Annotated in this window: 15 protein-coding genes and 1 pseudogene; 11 read left to right on the forward strand and 5 right to left on the reverse strand. The window is 72.5% G+C overall.

The window, feature by feature from the left end; genetic code table 11:
- The first annotated feature begins 935 nt into the window (after positions 1–935).
- Positions 936–2,681 carry a glycoside hydrolase family 6 protein gene (locus tag HZS56_RS29565; protein ID WP_216723870.1) on the forward strand — a complete coding sequence of 582 codons (1,746 nt, stop codon included), beginning with the start codon at positions 936–938 and terminating at the stop codon, positions 2,679–2,681.
- A 179-nt stretch (positions 2,682–2,860) separates the two neighbouring features.
- Positions 2,861–3,820, forward strand: a complete 960-nt coding sequence (locus HZS56_RS29570) for a class I SAM-dependent methyltransferase (RefSeq protein WP_216723871.1) — start codon at positions 2,861–2,863, stop codon at positions 3,818–3,820.
- 73 nt (positions 3,821–3,893) lie between these two features.
- Here HZS56_RS29570 and HZS56_RS29575 read toward each other — a convergent pair whose 3' ends face one another.
- The 3 genes from HZS56_RS29575 to HZS56_RS29585 all read right to left on the reverse strand — a co-directional run bounded on the left by HZS56_RS29575 (position 3,894) and on the right by HZS56_RS29585 (position 7,939).
- On the reverse strand, positions 3,894–4,727 hold the full coding sequence (locus HZS56_RS29575; protein WP_308408187.1) for an aldo/keto reductase: 834 nt from the start codon (positions 4,725–4,727) through the stop codon (positions 3,894–3,896).
- 83 nt (positions 4,728–4,810) lie between these two features.
- A complete protein-coding gene (locus tag HZS56_RS29580) occupies positions 4,811–6,637 on the reverse strand; it encodes an AMP-dependent synthetase/ligase (protein ID WP_216723872.1) in 1,827 nt (608 codons plus the stop codon).
- Positions 6,638–7,057: 420 nt separating this feature from the next.
- A complete protein-coding gene (locus HZS56_RS29585; RefSeq protein ID WP_216723873.1) occupies positions 7,058–7,939 on the reverse strand; it encodes a LysR substrate-binding domain-containing protein in 882 nt (293 codons plus the stop codon).
- A 213-nt stretch (positions 7,940–8,152) separates the two neighbouring features.
- Here HZS56_RS29585 and HZS56_RS29590 point away from each other — a divergent pair, with 213 nt between their 5' ends.
- Positions 8,153–9,190, forward strand: coding sequence for a bile acid:sodium symporter family protein (locus HZS56_RS29590; RefSeq protein ID WP_216723874.1), 1,038 nt, complete (start codon positions 8,153–8,155; stop codon positions 9,188–9,190).
- Positions 9,191–9,254: 64 nt separating this feature from the next.
- Here the strand turns inward: HZS56_RS29590 and HZS56_RS29595 are convergent, their stop codons facing one another.
- Together HZS56_RS29595 and fdhD are read right to left on the reverse strand one after the other, a co-directional pair.
- Entirely contained in the window at positions 9,255–11,114 is a 1,860-nt protein-coding gene (locus HZS56_RS29595) for an exo-alpha-sialidase (protein WP_216723875.1), read from the reverse strand.
- 317 nt (positions 11,115–11,431) lie between these two features.
- On the reverse strand, positions 11,432–12,280 hold the full coding sequence (gene fdhD / locus HZS56_RS29600) for a formate dehydrogenase accessory sulfurtransferase FdhD (RefSeq protein ID WP_216723876.1): 849 nt from the start codon (positions 12,278–12,280) through the stop codon (positions 11,432–11,434).
- A gap of 274 nt (positions 12,281–12,554) precedes the next feature.
- Here fdhD and HZS56_RS29605 point away from each other — a divergent pair, with 274 nt between their 5' ends.
- The 8 genes and pseudogenes from HZS56_RS29605 (at position 12,555) to HZS56_RS29640 (ending at position 21,054) form a co-directional block, all read left to right on the forward strand.
- A complete protein-coding gene (locus HZS56_RS29605; RefSeq protein ID WP_216723877.1) occupies positions 12,555–13,895 on the forward strand; it encodes an OFA family MFS transporter in 1,341 nt (446 codons plus the stop codon).
- Positions 13,864–14,007: an MFS transporter small subunit gene (locus tag HZS56_RS29610; RefSeq protein WP_216723878.1), complete on the forward strand. Its 144-nt coding sequence runs from the start codon at positions 13,864–13,866 to the stop codon at positions 14,005–14,007. Before HZS56_RS29605 ends, HZS56_RS29610 begins: the two co-directional genes overlap by 32 nt.
- A 291-nt stretch (positions 14,008–14,298) precedes the next feature.
- Positions 14,299–15,249 carry a beta-ketoacyl-ACP synthase III gene (locus tag HZS56_RS29615; RefSeq protein ID WP_216723879.1) on the forward strand — a complete coding sequence of 317 codons (951 nt, stop codon included), beginning with the start codon at positions 14,299–14,301 and terminating at the stop codon, positions 15,247–15,249.
- Positions 15,250–15,396: 147 nt separating this feature from the next.
- A pseudogene (locus HZS56_RS29620) lies at positions 15,397–15,845 on the forward strand (FCD domain-containing protein); the annotation flags it as partial.
- A gap of 280 nt (positions 15,846–16,125) precedes the next feature.
- Positions 16,126–17,307, forward strand: a complete 1,182-nt coding sequence (locus HZS56_RS29625) for an ROK family transcriptional regulator (protein ID WP_216723880.1) — start codon at positions 16,126–16,128, stop codon at positions 17,305–17,307.
- Positions 17,308–17,453: 146 nt separating this feature from the next.
- Positions 17,454–18,971 (forward strand): sugar ABC transporter ATP-binding protein, encoded by a 1,518-nt coding sequence (locus tag HZS56_RS29630; RefSeq protein ID WP_216723881.1) that lies wholly within the window; start codon positions 17,454–17,456, stop codon positions 18,969–18,971.
- Positions 18,968–19,990, forward strand: a complete 1,023-nt coding sequence (locus HZS56_RS29635; protein ID WP_216723882.1) for an ABC transporter permease — start codon at positions 18,968–18,970, stop codon at positions 19,988–19,990. Before HZS56_RS29630 ends, HZS56_RS29635 begins: the two co-directional genes overlap by 4 nt.
- Before the next feature lie 17 nt (positions 19,991–20,007).
- Complete coding sequence (locus tag HZS56_RS29640; RefSeq protein WP_216723883.1) at positions 20,008–21,054, forward strand: substrate-binding domain-containing protein; 1,047 nt, start codon at positions 20,008–20,010, stop codon at positions 21,052–21,054.
- Positions 21,055–21,086: the final 32 nt, after the last annotated feature.

The raw sequence follows: 21,086 nt of genomic DNA on the forward strand, positions 1-21,086 counted from the left end.
CTCATGCGACACCCCCCGCGCCACCTTCCGTGTTCAGGACGTTTAGCCGCGGCCGCGGCCGCGGCCCGTCCGGCACGTCACCGGCCCCTGTGCCGGTTCGCACACCCCCCGGGCGATTCCACCGTGCCCGCGGGCCGTTCCTGACCGCCGGTCACCCCGGCCCCCCCCTGCCGATCGGCAGCGGGGGGGCGCGGGCGCCCCCGGGGCCCGCCCCCCCCCCCCCGGGGGGCCCGGGGGGCCGGGGCGGGGGCGCCCCACCCGGGGGGCCCGGCGGGCCGCCCCCCCCGGCCCCCCCCCCGGCCGACCGGCCCGCGGAGGCAGTCCGGCGCCCTCCCCGCGCCGTACGCCACCGGGGGCCGGTGCCCGTGGCGACGAGGCGGTGCGCCGGCGCCCGCCGTGCGTCGTGGTGCTTCGTCCGTCCATGGTGCTGGTTCCTCCTTGCGGCCCTGGGAGTGGGGGAGGAGCGACAAGCCTTGAACCAGTGGGAGCGCTCCCATAGTGAAGAGAGGGGGTTGGGCGGTCAAGATGTGTGAAGAGTCGAAAATATTCGACGGGCCGACCCGGAGAAAGTCGGTTACTCCTCTGTTCTTTGCCGTCACTTGGCGCTACCTTCGCTGCACCAGTGGGAGCGGTTCCATCAGTCGACGCGCCTGTCACGGCGCGCCCGAACTGCAAGGAGTCGCTCATGCGACACCCCCCGCGCCACCTTCCGTGTTCAGGACTTTTAGCCGCGGCCGAGGCCGCTGCCCGTCCGGCACGTCACCGGCCCCTGTGCCGGTTCGCACACCCCCCGGGCGATTCCACCGTGCCCGCGGGCCGTTCCTGACCGCCGGTCACCACGGCACCCCCATGCCGATCGGCAGCGGGCCGCGCGGACGGACGCGCGGCCCGGAACGACAGCACCCGCACCCCCACGAGAGAAGGAACCCGCACTCATGACCCGTACCAGAACCGCGATGCTCGCCGCCCTGACGCTGGTCGCCGGGGCATCCGGCACGGCGCTGGCCGCCCAGACGGCGACCGCCGGGGCCGCGGCCCCCGCCTGCACGGTCGACTACGAGGTGCAGAACGACTGGGGCAGCGGCTTCACCGCCGCCGTGACCGTCACCAACAACGGTGCCGCCACGTCCGACTGGTCGCTGGGGTGGACGTACGCCGGCAGCCAGAAGGTCACCAGCAGCTGGAACGCGAAGGTCAGCCAGAGCGGTGCCGCCGTCACCGCGGCCAACGAGTCCCACAACGGCACGCTGTCCACGGGCGGTTCGGCGACCTTCGGTTTCCAGGCCACCTACAGCGGCGGCAACGCGGTCCCGGCCGCCTTCACCCTCAACGGTGTGACCTGCAACGCCGACGGCGGTTCCACCGATCCCACCGACCCCACGGACCCGACCGATCCGACGGACCCGACCGACCCCGCCGGCCCGTCCGCCCGGGTGGACAACCCCTATGACGGCGCCCAGGTCTACGTGAACCCCGAGTGGTCCGCCAACGCCGCCGGCGAGCCCGGCGGCGACCGCATCGCCGACGAGCCGACCGGTGTGTGGCTCGACCGGTCCGCAGCCATCGAGGGCGTCAACGGCGGCATGGGGCTGCGCGACCACCTGGACGCCGCGCTGGAGCAGCAGGGCTCCGGCGAGATGGTCGTCCAGCTCGTGATCTACAACCTCCCCGGGCGCGACTGCTCGGCCCTCGCCTCCAACGGCGAGCTGGGCCCGACCGAGATCGACCGGTACAAGACCGAGTACATCGACCCGATCAAGGAGATCCTCGGCGACTCCAAGTACGCCTCGCTGCGGATCGTCACCACCGTCGAGATCGACTCGCTGCCCAACCTCGTGACCAACACGGGCAGCCGCCCCACGGCCGTTCCCGCCTGCGACACGATGAAGGCCAACGGCAACTACGTGAAGGGCGTCGGCTACGCCCTCGCCCAGCTGGGCGACGTGCCCAACGTCTACAACTACGTCGACGCCGGCCACCACGGCTGGATCGGCTGGGACGACAACTTCGGATCCAGCGCCGACGTGATCAAGGAGGCCGCGACCGCAGAGGGCGCCACCGTCGGCGACGTGCACGGCTTCATCACCAACACCGCCAACTACAGCGCCCTGAAGGAGGAGAACTTCGGCATCGACGACACCGTCAACGGCACCTCCGTACGTCAGTCGAAGTGGGTCGACTGGAACCGGTACGTGGACGAGCTGTCCTTCGCCCAGGCCTTCCGCAGCGAGCTGGTCTCCAAGGGCTTCGACTCCGGCATCGGCATGCTGATCGACACCTCACGCAACGGCTGGGGCGGTTCGGCACGGCCCACCGGCCCCGGCCCGCAGACCAGCGTCGACGCCTACGTGGACGGCGGTCGCTACGACCTGCGCATCCACCCCGGCAACTGGTGCAACCAGTCCGGAGCCGGTCTCGGTGAGCGTCCGCAGGCCGGCCCCGCCGCCGGAATCGACGCGTACGTCTGGATGAAGCCCCCGGGCGAGTCCGACGGTGCCAGCGAGCTGATCGACAACGACGAGGGCAAGGGCTTCGACCGGATGTGCGACCCCACCTACGAGGGCAACGTGCGCAACGGCGACAACCCGTCGGGCGCGCTGCCGGACGCCCCGGTGTCGGGACACTGGTTCCCGGCGCAGTTCCAGGAGCTGATGGAGAACGCCTACCCGCCCCTGTCGTGAGCGGGTCCGCGCACCGGCCGCGCGGGTGAGCCGCCGGGGCCCGGTCCCTACGGGCCGGGCCCCGGCAGCCGCTTCTTCTTTGCGACAACGGCAGCTTTTTGCGACAACGGCAACAAAGTTTGCCTCGTCCGGGTGCGCCGTCGCACGCTGGCCGGACCGCGAACGGGAGGCTGACGAGCATGGCGCACGACCACCGACACCACGACGGACCCGGGCACGGACCGGGACACGGGCACGGACCGGGACACGGGGCCGGACCGGGACACGGGGCCGGGGACCGGCACGGACACGACCACACCGACGTCGACTGGGCCGAGATGGCCCCGCTGCTCGAGGCGCAGGCCGAGCTGTACACGCCGCTGTACCGGCAGGCCATGGCCTGGCTCGCGCAGGAGGCGGCCGACCCCGGCCTGATCGTCGACGCCGGCAGCGGCCCCGGCGTCGTCTCCTGCCTGTTCGCCGACGCCTTCCCGGGCGCCCGGGTCGTCGCCGCCGACGGCGCCGCACCGCTGCTCGAGCGGGCCGCCGCCCGGGCCGCCCGGCTGGGCTTCACCGACCGGTTCGGCACCCTCGCCGGTGACCTGCCCGACGCGCTGGGGGAGTTGGACTACCCGGCCGACCTGCTGTGGGCCAGCCAGAGCCTGCACCACCTGGCCGACCAGCGCGCGGCCCTCGCCGCCTTCGGCTCCCACCTCGCGCCCGGCGGCACGCTGGCGGTCCTGGAGGGCGGGCTGCCCGCCCGGTTCCTGCCCCGCGACATCGGGATCGGGCGTCCGGGCCTCCAGGACAGGATCCGCGCGGTCGAGGCGGACGTGTTCTCCGGGATGCGCGCGGACCTGCCGGGCACCGTGGCCGAGACCGAGGACTGGCCGGCGATGCTGACCGCGGCCGGACTCCGCCACACCGGCACCCGCAGCTTCCTGCTCGACCTGCCCGCACCCCTGTCCGACGCGGCCCGCGACTACGTCACCACGACCCTGTCCCGGCTGCGCGAGCAGCTCGGCGAAAGCCTGGACGCCGACGACCGCGCCACCCTGGACCGGCTGCTCGACCCCGGCGACGAGGTAGGCGTGCACCGGCGCCGGGACCTGTTCCTACTGGTGGCACACACCGTCTACACGGCGGTGCGGCCCGGGTGACCGCGCCGGGACGCACGAAGGGCCCCGGCCGCACGCGACCGGAGCCCTTCGGCGCGCCCTGGTGAGGGCCCGCTCAGGAGTTGACATCCGCCGGGTCCGACCCCAGCCGCCGGTCCTCGTTCAGTGCGCTGATCGCCGCGAGGTCCTCGGTGTCCAGGGTGAAGCCGAACACGTCGATGTTCTCCTTGATCCGGGACGGCGTCACGGACTTCGGGATCACCACGTTGCCCAGCTGCAGGTGCCAGCGCAGTACCACCTGGGCCGGCGTGCGCCCGTGCTTCTGGGCGATCGCGACGATCGCCGGGATGTCCAGGATGCCCTTGCCCGAGCCCAGCGGGGACCAGGCCTCGGTCGCGATGCCCAGCTCCGCGTGCACCTCGCGGGCGGTGTGCTGCTGCAGGTGCGGGTGCAGCTCGATCTGGTTGACGGCCGGCAGGACCGAGGTCTCGCCGGTCAGCCGCTCCAGGTGCTCCGGCAGGAAGTTGGAGACGCCGATGGCCCGCACCCGGCCGTCGGCCAGGAGCTTCTCGAACGCCTTGTAGGTGTCGACGTACTTCTCCCTGGCCGGCATGGGCCAGTGGATCAGGTACAGGTCGAGGTACTCCAGACCGAGCTTCGACAGCGAGGTGTCGAAGGCCCGGAGGGTGGAGTCGTACCCCTGGTCGCTGTTCCAGAGCTTGGTGGTGACGAAGAGGTCCTCGCGGGCCAGACCGGAGGCGGCGATCGCCCTGCCGGTGCCCTCTTCATTGCCGTAGAGCGCCGCTGTGTCGATGCTGCGGTACCCGGCCTCCAGGGCCTGGGCGACGGCGGTCTGCGCCTCGTCGTCCGGAACCTGCCAGACGCCGAAACCCAGCTGGGGCATCTCGACGCCGTTGTTCAGGGTGATCGGGGGGACCTTGCTGCTCACGAGCTCTTGATCCTTCGGTTGTGGTCAGGTGGTACTCCCATCGTCAACGATCACGAGCCCCGGCGCATTCCTGACCGTGGAACTCATGCCCGGTACAGCGCCTCCACCTCGGTGCCGTACGCGTTCTCGATGGCCCTGCGCTTCAGTTTCAGCGACGGCGTCAGCAGCCCGTGCTCCTCGGTGAACGGCTGGGCGAGGATGCGGAAGGTGCGGATCGACTCGGCCTGCGACACCAGCGTGTTGGCCGCGACGACCGCGCGCCGCACCTCCGTCTCCAGGTCCGCGTCGTGCACCAGGGCGGTCGGGGACATCTGCGGCTTGTTGCGCATCGTCAGCCAGTGCTCGACCGCCTCGTGGTCGAGGGTGATGAGAGCGGCGACGTAGGGGCGGTCGTTGCCGACGACGATGCACTGGTTGACCAGCGGATGGTCGCGCACCCGCTCCTCCAGCAGGCCGGGGGAGACACTCTTGCCGCCGGAGGTCACGAGGATCTCCTTCTTGCGGCCGGTGATGGTGAGGTAGCCGTCCTCGTCCAGGGACCCCAGGTCGCCGGTGCCCAGCCAGCCGTCGTGCAGCGTCTCGTCGGTGGCCTTCGGGTTGTTCAGGTAGCCCTGGAAGACGTTGTCGCCGTGCAGCCAGATCTCACCGTCGTCCGCGATGTGCACGGTCACGCCCGGGACGGGCTGCCCGACGGTGCCGTAGCGGGTGCGCTCGGGCGGGTTGGCGGTGGCGGCCGCGGTGGACTCGGTCAGGCCGTAGCCCTCGTAGATCTGCACGCCCGCGCCGGCGAAGAACAGCCCGAGCCGCCGGTCCATCGCCGAGCCGCCCGACATGGCGTTGCGGATGCGTCCGCCCATCGCCGCCCGCACCTTGGCGTAGACGAGCTTGTCGAAGAGCTGGTGCTGCATCCGCAGCCCCGCCGAGGGGCCGGGCCCGGTGCCCCAGGCCTTGGCCTCGACCGCCTCGGCGTACTTCACGGCCACGTCGACGGCCTTCTCGAAGGGACCGGCCTTCCCCTCCTTCTCCGCCTTGCGCCGGGCAGCGTTGAACACCTTCTCGAAGATGTACGGCACCGCCAGGATGAAGGTCGGCCGGAACGCGGCCAGGTCCGGCAGCAGCGCCGCGGCGTTGAGCTGCGGCTGGTGGCCGAAGCGCACCCGGCCGCGGATCGCCGCGACCTCCACCATCCGTCCGAAGACGTGGGCGAGCGGCAGGAACAGCAGGGTCGCCGCCTCGTCGCCCCGCCTGGAGTGGAACACCGGCTCCCAGCGCTCGATGACGGTGTCCGCCTCCCACATGAAGTTGCCGTGCGAGACGACGCAGCCCTTGGGCCGGCCCGTGGTGCCGGAGGTGTAGATGATGGTGGCGACCGAGTCGGGCGTGACCGCCTTGCGGTGCCGGTGCACCACCTCGTCGTCGAGGTGCGCGCCCGCGTCGTACAGCTCCTGGACGACGCCGGAGTCCAGCTGCCACAGACCGCGCAGGTGCGGCAGCCGGTCGATGACGGTGGCGATCGTCATCGCGTGGTCCTCGTGCTCCACGACCGCGGCCGTCACTTCGGCGTCGTACAGCATCCACAGGCACTGCTCGGCCGAGGAGGTCGGGTAGACGGGGACCACCTGGGCGCCGATCGTCCACAGGGCGAAGTCGAAGAGGGTCCACTCGTAGCGGGTCCGGGACATGATCGCGACCCGGTCGCCGAAGCGGATGCCCTGGGCGAGCAGGCCCTTGGCGAGGGCCAGCACCTCGTCCCGGAAGGCCCCGGCGGTGACGTCGCGCCACTGCCCGGATTCGTCCTTGCGGCCCAGCGCGACGTGCCGCGGATCCTCCTGGGCATGCTCGAAGACGACGTCGGCCAGACCACCCACCGGTGGTGGCAACGTCAACGGAGGACTGGTGAACTCTCGCAAACCCCGCTCCCCGCTCCCCGCTCGGATGACTTCCCCCCGCACAGCGCGGTGAAAGCTACCCCACCCCGGGCGGGGGCGGGAGGGACGCACAAGGCGAACAGGTCTCGTGTTCGCGCTGGTCAGCCAGAGGAAATGCGCCCACATGGGGAAGGGTCGGACAGTTTCTCGACGGTTGGGTAATCATCGGCGGCCTAATCTCCACCGAATCTGTACGACCCGCTTACCGTCGGTACGGGGGTGTCCTTACCGTCGGTAAGTCGGCGCCTTCGCCGCCGGTGCGGAGACGTCCTTACCGTCGGTGCGCGGGCGCCCTCGCTCCCGGTGCGGGGCAGTCCCTGCCGCCGGTGCGGGCCCGTCGGGGCCCGTCCGCACCTTCTCTGTCCTCTCCAGCGCAGGCGCCGCCGATTCCGTCACACCCACTCATCCGCGGCCCGTCCGCCGAGGCCGGTGCAGCCGGTCCCCGCCCGCCAGGACCGCCGCTGCCAGCGCGTCCGCCGCGCCCTGCGCCGCGGTGGGCCGGCGGCCGTGCACGAGCACGAAGTCGACCCCGCCCAGCTCCGGCAGTCCGGCCCGGTCCGCGACCCTGACCAGGCCGGGCGGGACGAGTCCGCGGGAGTGCGCCATCACGCCCAGGCCCGCGCGGGCGGCCGCGACGAGGCCGTTGAGGCTCCCGCTGGTGCACGCGATCCGCCACTCCCGGCCCTCCCGCTGCAGGGCGTCCAGGGCGAGCGCCCGGGTGATGCCGGGCGGCGGATAGACGATGAGCGGCACCGGACGGTCGGGGTCGACCCGCAGCCGCTCCGCGCCGATCCACACGAGCCGGTCGCTCCAGACCGGCTCGCCCCGCGGGTCCTCGGGCCGCCGCTTGGCCAGCACCAGGTCCAGCTTCCCGGCCGCCAGCTGCTCGTGCAGGGTGCCCGACAGCTCCACCGTCAGCTCCAGGTCCACCTCGGGGTGGTCGTGCCGGAAGCCCTCGAGGATCTCCGGGAGCCGGGTCAGCACGAAGTCCTCGGACGCCCCGAACCGCAGGCGGCCCCGCAGCCGGGTGCCGGTGAAGTAGGCCGTGGCCTGCTCGTGCACCTCCAGGATCCGGCGGGCGAACCCGAGCATCGCCTCCCCGTCCTCCGTCAGCTCCACGGAGTGGGTGTCGCGGCTGAACAGCTGCCGGCCGGCGGCGCCCTCCAGCCGCCGCACGTGCTGGCTCACCGTCGACTGGCGCAGCCCGAGCCGCCGGGCGGCCTGCGTGAAGCTCAGCGTCTGGGCCACCGACAGGAACGTACGCAAGTGGGAAGGGTCGTACATCCGGCCAGCCTAGTGCTCATCGGCGATCGTGATGACAGTCAGAGCGGTGTACGGGATTCCCGATCGCAGGGCGGGGGAGCAGGATGGGTCCGGGACCCGCGTCCGTGATGCCGGGAGCGGCTCCCGTGATGCCGGGACCGGCTCCGGTGACGCCGGGACCGGTGCCCGTGAGCCGGGATCCGTGAAGAGCAAGCAGCGAGCAAGTGGAGCACCGTGAGACGCCTGAGTTGGCCGCGTTGGATGCCGATCGACCCGTACGTCCTGCTGCTGCTCGGCACCGTGGGCCTCGCGGCGCTGCTGCCCGCCCGCGGCACCGGTGCGGACGTCGCCTCGGGCGCCTCCACGGGCGCGATCGCGTTCCTGTTCTTCCTCTACGGCGCCCGGCTCTCCACCGGTGAGGCGATGGAGGGGCTGCGGCACTGGCGGCTCCACGTCACCGTGCTGGCCTGCACGTTCGTCGTCTTCCCGCTGCTGGGGCTGGCCTCGCGCGGACTCGTCCCTCTCCTGCTGACCGACCCGCTCTTCCAGGGACTGCTCTTCCTCACCCTGGTCCCGTCGACCATCCAGTCGTCGATCGCCTTCACCTCCATCGCCCGCGGCAACGTGCCCGCCGCCATCTGCGCCGGGTCCTTCTCGTCGCTGGCGGGCATCGTCGTGACGCCGCTGCTGGCGGCCGCGCTCCTGGGCGGCAGCGGGGGCGGCTTCTCCGCCGACTCGCTGGTCGGGATCGTGCTGCAACTGCTGGTGCCGTTCGTCGCCGGGCAGCTGCTGCGCCGGTGGGTCGGCGGCTTCGTCGCCCGGCACAAGAAGGTCCTCGGGCTCGTCGACCGCGGCTCGATCCTCCTTGTCGTCTACACCGCGTTCAGCGAGGGCATGGTCCAGGGCATCTGGCACCAGGTGAGCCCCGCGCGGCTGGCCGGACTGCTGGCCGTCGAGGCGGTACTGCTCGCCGTGATGCTGGCGCTCACCTGGTACGGGGCGAAGGGGCTCGGCTTCGACCGGGCGGACCGGATCGCGATCCAGTTCGCGGGGTCGAAGAAGTCGCTCGCCGCCGGACTGCCCATGGCGAGCGTCCTGTTCGGCGCTCAGGCCTCGCTGGCCGTGCTGCCGCTCATGCTCTTCCACCAGATGCAGCTCATGGTGTGCGCGGTCATCGCCAAACGCCGGTCGCGCGACCCGCAGGACGCCCCGGCCGGGGAGGCCGCCGGGCCGGAACACGCGGCGGCGAGCGCGGGCGGCCGCACCGGCTGAACCCGCACCGGCTGAACCCGCCGCACCGGCCGGAAGGCCGTGGCGCGTTCCCGCCGGGCCGCGCTCAGCCGGCCGCGTCCACCCGGTCCAGGGGCAGGTGCACGACGGTGTCCGCGACGGCCGAGGGCGGTGGGCCGGCGGCGACCTCCTCGTCGGTCAGGGCCCGGTTCCACACGTGCACGTCGTCGACGGCGCCGGTGAAGCGGGCCCGCCCGTCCATCCGTTCGCCGACGTGCACCCCGAACGGGGAGTCGCGGCTGACCGACCCGGGCACGTCCGCCGTCTCCGCGACCGGCGCGCCGTCCACGAACAGCGTCAGCAGGCCCCCTCCCCGGCGCAGCGCCACCTCGTGCCACCGCCCGTCGGCGAGCGCGCCGTCGGAACGTACCCACGCCGAGCGCGGCGCCGCCGCCCCCTCGCGCGCCGTGATCAGCCCCTGCACCCTGCCGTGCGCCGGTTCGGCCCGCAGCCACACCTGCGGCTGCGAGGTCCCGACGCCGCCCATCCACAGCAGCGGTTGCTCCCCGTCGTCCTCGGTGTACCGGAACCGCAGCGACGCAGTGAACTCCCCGTCCCCGAGCGGCAGCCGCGCGTCGTACGGCAGCCGTACGGCGTCGTCGGCGCCGTCGAGGGCGAGCGCGCCGCCCACCGCACCGTCCGTCGTCGACGCGCCGCCGAGCACCCGTGCGGGCGCGGCACCCGGCGCCAGGTCGGGGGTGGTGGGGTCGGCGGCCCGCCGCGCGCCGAGCCACTCCTCGGTGAACCGGGCGAAGCGGATCTCGTCCCGCGCGTCGCTCTTCCCGCCCTCGTACAGCAGGCCCACGGTCCCGCCGTCGTCCACCTGCACCAGGTCCGAGTAGCCCGACCAGTCCGGGGTGACGACCGCGCCGCGGTCCGCGCCGTCCCAGGTCGCGCCGCCGTCGTAGGAGGAGCGGACCGTCATGGTCCGCCGGCGGTCGGGGTCGGCCGGCGCGGACAGGAGCAGACGGTCGCCGAGGCGCAGCACGGCGCCCTGCACCTGCGGGGCGTACAGGTCGGGCAGGGCCCGGAAGGGAGCGGTGAAGCTGTCGCCGCCGTCGCGGCTGAGGGCCTGGGTGCGGTGGCCCAGGTCGGTGCCCTGCTCCTCGCGGCCGCTGACCAGGAGCACACCGTCGGCGCGCTCGGTGAGGGTCAGTTCGGAGGGCTTCTGCCGGAAGGTGCCGTCCGCCGCGACGGGCCAGGTGTCGGTGGCCCCGGTCCGCCAGGTCGCGCCGCCGTCGTCGCTCACCACCAGCGCCGCGTGGTTGGCGGTGAGGCGCCCGCCGTCCCAGGTCTCCGCGTTGACGCCGATCACCAGCCGGCCGGGGTGCGCGCCGCCGGTGAGCTGCACACCGTGCACCGGACCGGTGGCGTACCAGGCGTTCCAGCCGGCCGGCCGGATCTCGGGGCCCAGGTCGCGGGGAGCGGACCAGGTGCGGCCGTCGTCGTCGCTGTACTGGAGGTGGGGCGTGCGGGTGCAGGGCACCGCGCAGTTGGCGGCATCCGTGCGGCCCGCGTTGTACGTCTCCAGCAGGAGGACGCGGCCCGTGGCGCGGTCGACGACCGGGGCGGGGTTGCCGTGGGTGTCGCCGCCGCCCTCGTTGACGACCTGGAGCGGGCCCCAGGTGCGTCCGCCGTCGGTGGAGCGCTTGAGGACGATGTCGATGTCGCCGGCGTCCCCGCAGTCGAGCACCCTTCCCTCGGCGAAGGCGAGCAGGGTGCCGTCGGTCGTCCGCACCACCGCCGGGATGCGGAAGCAGGCGTAGCCGCCCGGATCCCGGGCCGCCTCGAAGAGCACCTGCTCCTCGAACGCGGCGGCGTGTCCGGCGGGTTGTGCGTGGGCCGGGAGCGGGGACAGGGCGAGTGCGCAGGCAGCGGCGAGTGAGGGCAGGAGGCGTCGGGGCATGCGGGGAGGGCGAGGCGGCATGAAGTGGGGGTGCCCTTCAGGCGGGTGGCGGGGGCCGGTCCCGCCGGCGGGGGGCACCGGCGGCCGACGGCGGGACGCGGTTACGTCCTGACATCAGGTCAAATGAAACAGGACGTCCCTGCTCCGGACCGTCCGCGCCGCCCCGCGTGTCGGAACTCCCGGCACCGAGTCCGACCTTCCGGGGTCTGCCGTGTGACGCGACGGCCTCGTGCGCCTGCGCGGCATCCTCCGGCCCGGCAGGGGCGGTGGCGCGGAGCCCCGCCGGGCCCCTCCGCCGTGCCGTCGGGTGGCGCCGGTCAGCCCTGGACGGCCGGGGCCCGCAGAGCGACGCGGTCCCCGCCCGCGTACACGTTCATGGAGCTGCCGCGCAGGAAGCCCACCAGGGTCAGTCCCGTCTCGGCGGCGAGGTCCACCGCGAGCGAGGACGGCGCCGACACCGCGGCCAGCACCGGGATGCCCGCCATCACGGCCTTCTGCGCCAGTTCGAAGGAGGCCCGGCCCGACACCAGCAGCACCGAGCGCGACAGCGGCAGGTTCCCGTGCTGCAGGGCGCGGCCGACCAGTTTGTCGACCGCGTTGTGCCGGCCCACGTCCTCCCGTACGTCCACCAGTTCGCCGTCCTCGGTGAACAGGGCCGCCGCGTGCAGTCCGCCGGTGCGGTCGAAGACCCGCTGGGAGGCGCGCAGCCGGTCGGGCAGGTCCGCCAGCAGCTCCGGCGTGACGCTGACCGGGGGAGTGTCGGCGATGGGCCAGCGGGCCGTCGTCCGCACCGCGTCCAGGCTCGCCTTGCCGCACAGCCCGCAGGACGAGGTGGTGTAGACGTTCCGCTCCAGCGTGATGTCCGGGATCCGCACACCGGGGGTGGTCCGCACATCCACCACGTTGTACGTGTTGGAGCCGTCGACGGTGGCGCCCGCGCAGTACACGATGTTCTGCAGGTCGCCCTGCTCGGCGAGCACGCCCTCGCTGACCAGGAAACCGGCCGCCAGCGCGAAGTCGTCGCCGGGCGTGCGCATCGTGATGGCGAGCGGCTTGCCGTTCAGCCGGATCTCCAGCGGTTCCTCGGCGACGAGCGTGTCCGGCCGCGCGGACACGGCACCGTCCCGTACCCGGATCACCTTGCGTCGTTCGGTTACTCGTCCCATGTCCATGCCCCTTGTACCGGTCGGCCCCGGTTCTGTATGTGCGGAGAGGTGACCTTCACGGTCTCATTGTCCTGCACGTCGAGCGCGAGGCCGCGGCCCACTCCGCCGTACGCGCACGGGCGGGATCCGGGCGTCGCGGCCGCGGCCCGGGACGGAGCGGGCGGCACCGGGCGGGTTCAGGCAGGTTACTGACAGCTAACCCTTGTGCGGCAGTAGTGGTTGTCTGCTCAACAGTCTTTTCAAGAGCATTTTCAGTCCATACGGTTGGGGACCCATGAGCCCCCCCGTCGCACCTCCGGGCTGGAGCCGCTGGCTCGTTCCCCCGGCAGCCCTCTCGGTCCACCTCTCCATCGGCCAGGCCTACGCGTGGTCCGTGTTCAAACCGCCGCTGGAGTCCGCGCTCGGCCTCAGCGGCACGCAGAGCGCCCTGCCCTTCCAGCTCGGCATCGTCATGCTCGGCCTGTCGGCCGCGTTCGGCGGCACGCTGGTGGAACGGCACGGACCGCGCTGGGCGATGACCGTCGCCCTGATCTGCTTCTCGTCCGGCTTCCTGCTCTCCGCGCTGGGCGCCGTGGCGGAGCAGTACTGGCTGATCGTGTTCGGCTACGGCTTCGTCGGGGGGATCGGGCTCGGCATCGGCTACATCTCGCCGGTGTCGACGCTGATGAAGTGGTTCCCGGACCGGCCGGGCATGGCCACCGGCATCGCCATCATGGGCTTCGGCGGCGGCGCCCTCATCGCCTCGCCCTGGTCGGCGCAGATGCTGGACTCCTTCGGCTCCGACAGCTCCGGGATCGCCCTCGCCTTCCTCGTCCACGGCCTGACGTACGCCGTCTTCATGCTGATGGGCGTGCTGCTGGTGCGGGTGCCGCGGCCGAAGGAGCAGGCGGACGGTTCGCCGGCCCCGCTGGAGGGCGTGCAGGTCTCGGCACGCAGCGCCCTGCGCACCCCGCAGTTCTGGCTGCTGTGGATCGTGCTCTGCATGAACGTGACGGCCGGCATCGGCATCCTGGAGAAGGCCGCGCCGATGATCACCGACTTCTTCGCGGACAGCTCCACGCCGGTGTCGGCGGCCGCCGCCGCGGGCTTCGTCGCCCTGCTGTCGGCGGCCAACATGGCGGGCCGGCTCGGCTGGTCCTCGGCCTCCGACCTGATCGGACGCAAGAACATCTACCGCGTCTACCTCGGCGTCGGCGCCCTGATGTACGCCCTGATCGCCCTCTTCGGCGACTCCTCCAAGCCGCTGTTCGTCCTGTGCGCCCTGGTCGTCCTCTCCTTCTACGGCGGCGGCTTCGCCACCATCCCCGCCTACCTGAAGGACCTCTTCGGCACGTACCAGGTCGGTGCCATCCACGGCCGGCTCCTCACCGCCTGGTCCACGGCCGGCGTCCTCGGGCCGCTGATCGTGAACTGGATCGCCGACCGGCAGGAGGAGGCCGGACACCACGGCGCGGACCTCTACGGCACGTCGTTCCTCATCATGATCGGGCTGCTGGTCGTCGGCTTCGTCGCCAACGAACTCGTCCGGCCCGTCGACGCCCGCCACCACGAACCCGCAACCCAGGCACCGAAGGAGGGCAACGATGTCGCCCGACAGCAGCCAGAGTCCGCCTGACACCCCCGACCGGCGGCCGCTGATCGCCTTCACCTGGCTCTGGGTGGGCGCGCCGCTCGCCTACGGGCTGTACGAACTCGTCCGGAAGGCGACCCAGCTGTTCACCGGATGACCGGCGGACGAGCACTGGACGACGCCGGCCACATCACTGGACCGTGACTGGACCGTGACTGGACCGTCACTGGACAAGAGGAAGAGGGGAACGGGTGTGCCGGTGCCGCGGGGCACCGGCCGCCGCGGGTGGCAGCGGTGCCACCTGCGGCGATGGCCCGGCGGCGCCGAAGGATGCTGACCGAAGCCGACAAGCCGCGCGCCCGTTTCCTGTCGCATCACCTGCCGTCGTACCCGTCGGTCACTGAACACACTGGTGGATCCCGTACCCGAGGCAGCGAGGACTCCACCCATGCACCATGGCTCCCGCATCACCGCCGTCGGCCACTACCAGCCCGCCCGGGTCCTCACCAACGAGGAACTGACGGGCATGGTCGACACCAGCGACGAGTGGATCAGCAGCCGGGTGGGCATCCGGTCGCGCCGCATCGCCGGACCCGACGAGCCGGTCGACGAGCTGGCCGGTCACGCCGCCGCCAAGGCGCTCGCCTCGGCGGGGCTCACCCCCGCCGACGTGGACATGGTCGTGGTCGCCACCTCCACCGCGATCGACCGCTCCCCGAACACCGCCGCCCGCGTCGCCGCCCGCCTCGGCATCCCCGGACCCGCCGCACTGGACCTCAACGTCGTCTGCGCGGGCTTCACCCACGCCCTGGCCACCGCCGACCACGCCGTACGGGCCGGCTCGGCGCAGCGCGCGCTGGTGATCGGCGCGGACAAGATGTCCGAGGTGACCGACTGGACCGACCGCACCACCTGCGTCCTGGTCGGCGACGGGGCGGGCGCCGCCGTCGTGGAGGCCTGCGCGCCCGGCGAGGAGCCGGGGATCGGCCCCGTGCTGTGGGGGTCCGTGCCCGAGATGGGCAACGCGGTCCGCATCGAGGGCACGCCCCCGCGGTTCGCCCAGGAGGGCCAGAGCGTCTACCGCTGGGCCACCACACGGCTGCCCGCCATCGCCCGGCAGGCCTGCGAGCGGTCCGGGCTCGTGCCGGCCGACCTCGCGGCGGTCGTCCTGCACCAGGCCAACCTGCGCATCATCGAGCCCCTCGCGGCGAAGATCGGCGCCGTGAACGCCGTCGTCGCGCGGGACGTCGTGGAGTCCGGCAACACCTCGGCGGCCAGCATCCCGCTCGCCCTGTCCAAGCTCGTCGAGCAGGGCGAGATCTCCACCGGCGACCCGGCCCTGCTCTTCGGCTTCGGCGGCAACCTCTCCTACGCCGGCCAGGTCGTCCGCTGCCCCTGAACGGCGGCCCGCCCTTCCCGAACGCCGGCCCGAACGGCCCCTGCACACCCCGGATGTGACGTCGCCGGCCCCCGGGGTGCCGCGCCCTTGGCACCGTAAACCGTGGACGGAGGACCATCGATACCGCGCGTACGGCTGTGCCGGCTTTCGAGGGGGGCGGGGGCCGTCCCCGCCGACGACGTGGACGCCGCCGTCGCCCTCAACGCCCGCTTCCGCGCGAGGATCATCGAGCTGGCGGCAACGCCGTCCTCGCCGCACCCGCCGCCCGCCGGACCGAGCGCCGGGTGCGCCGGCACCGCGCGCCGATCGCCCGGCAGCGCGGCCGGCAGCCGTGGATCGGGCAACGCCGGCTGATCGCCGCCGTCACCGGGCGCGACGAGCAGACCGCGACCCGGCGGATGCGCGAGCACACCGCGACCCGGCGGGTGCGCGAGCAGACCGCGACCCGGCGGGTGCGCGAGCAGACCGCGACCCGGCGGATGCGCGAGCACACCGAGCACACCCGGCGCTCCTGTCACGCCCGAGGAGGGGCGGCGCAGAAGCCGGCGGCGCACGGCAAGGCGTCGCCCGGGACGGCCGTGCGGGACGAAGCATGAGGTCAGACCCCCTTCCGAGGCCGCCAGGCGACCGTGCCGGGCGGCCTCGTCGCGTCCGGGACCGGGACGCGCCGCACTCTTCTTTGTCCTGTGAGTGGAGAAAGTTGGCAGTAATTCATGCGCAACTTCTTCCCACACCCGGCGGCCACTGCTACGTTCCCTCCGAAAGCAAGCCACGGGAACAGGTCACGGGAGCACGTCAGGGACGCGACCGGGCCACGTGGCCGGAAACCGGCGGACTTCAACGGCCGATCGAGGCGGGGAGGGGCTCGTGAGACGCATGACCGCACGACCCGCGAACGCCCACCAAGCGCGACTGCTCCAGCTGTTGCGCGACGGCGGGCCCAACTCCCGTGCCCAGCTCGGCGACCAGGTCGACCTCTCCCGGTCGAAGCTGGCCGTCGAGGTGGACCGGCTCCTGGAGACCGGGCTCGTCGTGGCCGACGGACTCGCCGCTTCGCGCGGCGGGCGCCGCAGCCACAACGTCCGCCTCAACCCCGAACTGCGCTTTGTCGGCGTCGACATCGGCGCGACCTCGGTCGACGTCGCCGTCACCAACGCCGAGCTGGAGATCCTCGGCCACATCAACCAGCCCATGGACGTGCGCGAGGGGCCCGTCGCGGTCTTCGAGCAGGTGCTGTCCATGACCGCCAAGCTGCGCGCCTCGGGGCTCGCGGAGGGCTTCGACGGCGCCGGCATCGGCGTCCCGGGGCCGGTCCGCTTCCCCGAGGGTGTGCCGGTGGCTCCGCCGATCATGCCGGGCTGGGACGGCTTCCCCGTGCGGGAGGCGCTCAGCCAGGAACTCGGCTGCCCGGTCATGGTCGACAACGACGTGAACCTGATGGCGCTGGGGGAGCAGCACGCGGGCGTCGCCCGCACCGTGCACGACTTCCTCGTCGTCAAGATCGGTACCGGCATCGGCTGCGGCATCGTCGTCGGCGGTGACGTCTACCGGGGGACCACGGGCAGCGCGGGCGACATCGGGCACATCCAGGCCGTGCCCGACGGCCGCCAGTGCGCCTGCGGCAACCGGGGCTGCCTGGAGGCCCACTTCAGCGGCGCGGCACTGGCCCGCGACGCCGCGGAGGCCGCCGAGCAGGGCCGTTCGGCCGAACTCGCGAACCGGCTGGAGGCGAACGGGGGCCTGAGCGCCGCCGACGTCGCCGCCGCGGCCGCCGCGGGCGACGCCACCGCGCTGGACCTGATCCGCGAGGGCGGCCGGAGCACCGGCCAGGTCATCGCGGGCCTGGTCAGCTTCTTCAACCCCGGCCTGGTGGTGATCGGCGGCGGGGTGACCGGCCTCGGCCACAACCTGCTCGCCGCCATCCGCACCCAGGTCTACCGCCAGTCGCTGCCCCTGGCGACCGGCAACCTGCCCATCGTCCTCGGGGAGCTGGGCCCCACCGCCGGAGTCATCGGCGCGGCCCGGCTGATCAGCGACCACCTGTTCTCACCCGCGTAGGCACCACCGGTCCCGGGCGCACCGCCCGGCGCCGGGTCCCACCAGTACAGTGCTCTGCCCCGCAAGGCCCTGCTCTGCTCGCTTCCGCCCCGCTTTGCCCTGCTCTGCCCTGACACCGGCCCGCCCGCCCGCCGAGGGGACCTCACATGGCACCAGAACCACCGCTGCTCAGCATGTCCGGCATCACCAAGTCGTTCCCCGGAGTCCGGGCCCTGGACGGCGTCGACCTCGACGTCCAGGCCGGCGAGGTGCACTGCCTGCTCGGCCAGAACGGCGCCGGGAAGTCCACCCTCATCAAGGTGCTGGCCGGCGCCCACCAGCCCGACACCGGCACCATCCGCTGGCGCGGCGAGGACGTCACCCTGCGCTCGCCCATCGCCGCCATGCGCCTCGGCATCGCCACGATCTACCAGGAACTCGACCTGGTGGAGCACCTGTCGGTCGCCGAGAACGTCCACCTCGGCCACGAGCCCACCACGGCCGGCTTCGTCGTACGGGGAAGGGCGGCCAGGGCCTCGACGGCCCAGCTGCTCAAGCGGCTCGGACACCCGGAGGTCGATCCCGGACGGCTGGTCGGCGACCTGTCGGCGGCACAGCAGCAGATCGTCTCCATGGCACGGGCGCTCTCGCACGACGTACGGCTGATCGTGATGGACGAGCCGTCCGCCGCGCTCGACCCCGACGAGGTCGACAACCTCTTCCGCATCGTCGCCGACCTCACCGCCGAGGGCGTCGCCGTCGTCTACATCTCGCACCGCCTGGAGGAGATCCGCCGCATCGGCGACCGGGTCACCGTCCTCAAGGACGGCCGGGCCGTCGCCGGCGGACTGCCCGCCGAGTCGACGCCGACCAGCGAGGTGGTGGCGCTGATGACGGGCCGCAACGTCGAGTACGTCTTCCCGGACCGCCCCTCCGGACCCCCCGCGGCCGAGCCCGTCCTGAGCGTCAAGGGGCTGGCCCGGCAGGGGGAGTTCGAGCCGCTCGACCTGGAGGTCCGCCCCGGCGAGATCGTCGGTCTCGCGGGACTCGTCGGCTCCGGCCGCTCCGAGATCCTGGAGACCGTCTACGGCGCCCGCAAGCCGAGCGCCGGACAGGTCCTCGTCGACGGACGCCCGCTCAGGCCCGGCAGCGTGCGCGCCGCGGTGCGCGCCGGGCTCGGACTCGCCCCCGAGGAACGCAAGGCGCAGGCCCTGCTCATGCTGGAGTCCGTCACCCGCAACGTGTCCGTCTCCGCCATGTCCCGTTTCTCGCGCGGTGGCTGGATGGACCGCGGCGCCGAACTCTCCGCCGCCCGCGAGGCCACCCGCGAGCTGTCCCTGCGGCCCGACAACCCCTCGGTGCCGGTGCGCACCCTGTCCGGCGGAAACCAGCAGAAGGCGGTCCTCGCCCGCTGGCTGCTGCGCGGCTGCCGGGTCCTGCTGCTCGACGAACCCACCCGCGGCGTCGACGTGGGCGCCCGCGCCGAGCTGTACGCGGTCATCCGGCGCCTCGCCGACGAGGGCCTCGCCGTCCTGCTGGTCTCCAGCGAGGTGCCCGAGGTACTGGGCCTCGCCGACCGCGTCCTGGTGCTGCGGGAGGGGAGCGTCGTGCACGAGGCCCCCGCCCGCGAACTCGACGAACACCGCGTACTCGACCTCGTGATGGAAGGAAGCCCGGCGTCATGACGCAGCACGTGTCCCCGCCGCGGGACGGCACCGGCAAGGCGGCACCGGTCGACGGGCCGCCGCCCGCCTGGCGGACCCTGACGGCCCGCGCCGACGTCCGCACCCTCAGTCTGCTCGGCGTACTCGCCGTGCTGATCCTCATCGGCGGCATCACCCAGCCCGACGCGTTCCTCGACACCCGCAACCTGCAGCTGGTGCTCACCCAGGCGTCCGTCATCGGCGTCGTCACCGTCGGCGTCACCTTCGTGATCATGTCCGGGGGCATCGACCTGTCGGTGGGCGCCATCGTCGCCCTGTCCTCGGTGTGGGCGACCACCGTCGCCACCCAGGAGTACGGGTTCTTCGGCATCCTGTTCACCGCGGTCGTCGTCGGCGTCGGCTGCGGCCTGGTCAACGGCGTGCTCATCGCGTACGGCGCGATGGTCCCGTTCATCGCCACCCTCGCCATGCTGGCCTCGGCGCGCGGCCTGGCGCTGCAGATCACCGACGGACAGACCCAGGTCGTCACGGTCTCCAGCGTCCTGGACCTCGGCGAGCGCGACTCCTACGTGCTGGGCATCCCGCCGCTGGTGCTGGTCTTCGCGGCCGTCACCGTCATCGGCTGGCTGGTGCTCAACCGCACCACCTTCGGACGCCGCACCGTCGCCGTCGGTGGCAACCCCGAGGCCGCCCGGCTGGCCGGCATCGACGTCCGCCGCCAGCGCCTCTACCTCTACCTGCTGTCCGGGCTGTGCTGCGGCATCGCCGCCTTCCTCCTGATCGTCCTGGCGGGATCCGGCCAGAACACCAACGGCAACCTCTACGAACTCGACGCCATCGCCGCCGCGATCATCGGCGGCACGCTCCTGAGCGGCGGCCGCGGCACCATCGTCGGCTCCGTCCTCGGCGTCCTGATCTTCACCACGATCACCAACATCTTCGCCCTGAACAACCTGCAGAGCGACGTCCAGCAGATCGCCAAGGGCGCGATCATCGTCGCCGCCGTGCTGGTCCAGCGTCGTACCGCAAGCACGCATTGAGGAAAGGGTTCACCGTCATGACGAAGCTCACGAGTCGCAGAGGGATGCTCTTCGGGGCCGCCGCCCTGTCCGCCGGTGCCGTCCTCACGGGGTGCACGAGCAACGACCCCGACGACGGCGACGACAAGGCCGCCGCGGACAACCAGCCGGCCGCCGACGACAAGCCGGGCAAGCAGGTCACCATCGGCTTCGCCGGCCCCCAGGCCGACCACGGCTGGCTCAACGCCATCAACGACAACGCCAAGAAGCGCGCGGAGAAGTACTCGGACGTCACCCTGGAGGTCACCGAGGGCTCCAACGACACCGCGCAGCAGATCGGCCAGATCGAGACCCTCATCAACAAGAAGGTCGACGTCCTCGTGGTGCTGCCGGCCGACGGCAAGGCCCTCACCCAGGTCGGACTGAAGGCGATGCGCGCCGGCATACCGGTGGTCAACCTCGACCGCATCTTCAACTCCGCGCAGGCCTACCGCTGCTGGGTCGGCGGCGACAACTACCGCATGGGCCTCAACGCCGGCCACTACATCGGCGAACGGCTCAAGGACAAGCCCGGCGCCCGCGTCATCGAGCTGTCGGGACCGGACAACCTGGAGCTGACCCAGCAGCGCACCCAGGGCTTCGACGATGCCCTGAAGAACTACTCCAACATCAAGAAGGTGGCCCGCCAGGCCGCCGACTTCACGGTCGAGTCGGGCCAGTCCAAGATGGCCCAGCTGCTCCAGGCCCAGTCGCAGTTCGACGCCCTGTGGAACCACGACGACGACCAGGGCGTCGGCGCGCTGCGCGCCATCGAGCAGGCCGGACGCGACGACTTCGTGATGGTCGGCGGCGCGGGCGCGCTCTCCGCCTTCCAGGCCATCAAGGCCGACAGCGGCGTGCTCAAGGCGACGGTCCTGTACCCGCCGACCATGGCCGCCTCCGCCATCGACCTCGCCCGCGCCCTCGGCCAGGGCAAGGGCGTCGGCGGACTCGCCGAGTACGAGATCCCCTCGTCGGTGACCTGCTACTCGGCCGTCGTCGACAAGGAGAACGTCGACCAGTACATGTCCACGGGCTTCAAGTGACGGTCCCCGCGCCGGTCCCGGTTTGACCAGCC

Source organism: Streptomyces mayonensis (assembly GCF_018982965.1).
In the GTDB taxonomy this organism is placed as follows: domain Bacteria; phylum Actinomycetota; class Actinomycetes; order Streptomycetales; family Streptomycetaceae; genus Streptomyces; species Streptomyces mayonensis.

What these genes read in the sequence shown, in the direction of transcription:
- HZS56_RS29605 (WP_216723877.1), top strand. Translation starts at nt 12,555, where the DNA reads ATGAGCCCCCCCGTCGCACCTCCGGGCTGGAGCCGCTGGCTCGTTCCC.
- HZS56_RS29565 (WP_216723870.1), top strand. Translation starts at nt 936, where the DNA reads ATGACCCGTACCAGAACCGCGATGCTCGCCGCCCTGACGCTGGTCGCC.
- HZS56_RS29610 (WP_216723878.1), top strand. Translation starts at nt 13,864, where the DNA reads ATGTCGCCCGACAGCAGCCAGAGTCCGCCTGACACCCCCGACCGGCGG.
- HZS56_RS29635 (WP_216723882.1), top strand. Translation starts at nt 18,968, where the DNA reads ATGACGCAGCACGTGTCCCCGCCGCGGGACGGCACCGGCAAGGCGGCA.
- HZS56_RS29595 (WP_216723875.1), bottom strand. Translation starts at nt 11,114, where the DNA reads ATGCCCCGACGCCTCCTGCCCTCACTCGCCGCTGCCTGCGCACTCGCC.
- HZS56_RS29625 (WP_216723880.1), top strand. Translation starts at nt 16,126, where the DNA reads ATGACCGCACGACCCGCGAACGCCCACCAAGCGCGACTGCTCCAGCTG.
- HZS56_RS29570 (WP_216723871.1), top strand. Translation starts at nt 2,861, where the DNA reads ATGGCGCACGACCACCGACACCACGACGGACCCGGGCACGGACCGGGA.
- HZS56_RS29615 (WP_216723879.1), top strand. Translation starts at nt 14,299, where the DNA reads ATGCACCATGGCTCCCGCATCACCGCCGTCGGCCACTACCAGCCCGCC.
- fdhD (WP_216723876.1), bottom strand. Translation starts at nt 12,280, where the DNA reads ATGGGACGAGTAACCGAACGACGCAAGGTGATCCGGGTACGGGACGGT.
- HZS56_RS29585 (WP_216723873.1), bottom strand. Translation starts at nt 7,939, where the DNA reads ATGTACGACCCTTCCCACTTGCGTACGTTCCTGTCGGTGGCCCAGACG.
- HZS56_RS29640 (WP_216723883.1), top strand. Translation starts at nt 20,008, where the DNA reads ATGACGAAGCTCACGAGTCGCAGAGGGATGCTCTTCGGGGCCGCCGCC.
- HZS56_RS29630 (WP_216723881.1), top strand. Translation starts at nt 17,454, where the DNA reads ATGGCACCAGAACCACCGCTGCTCAGCATGTCCGGCATCACCAAGTCG.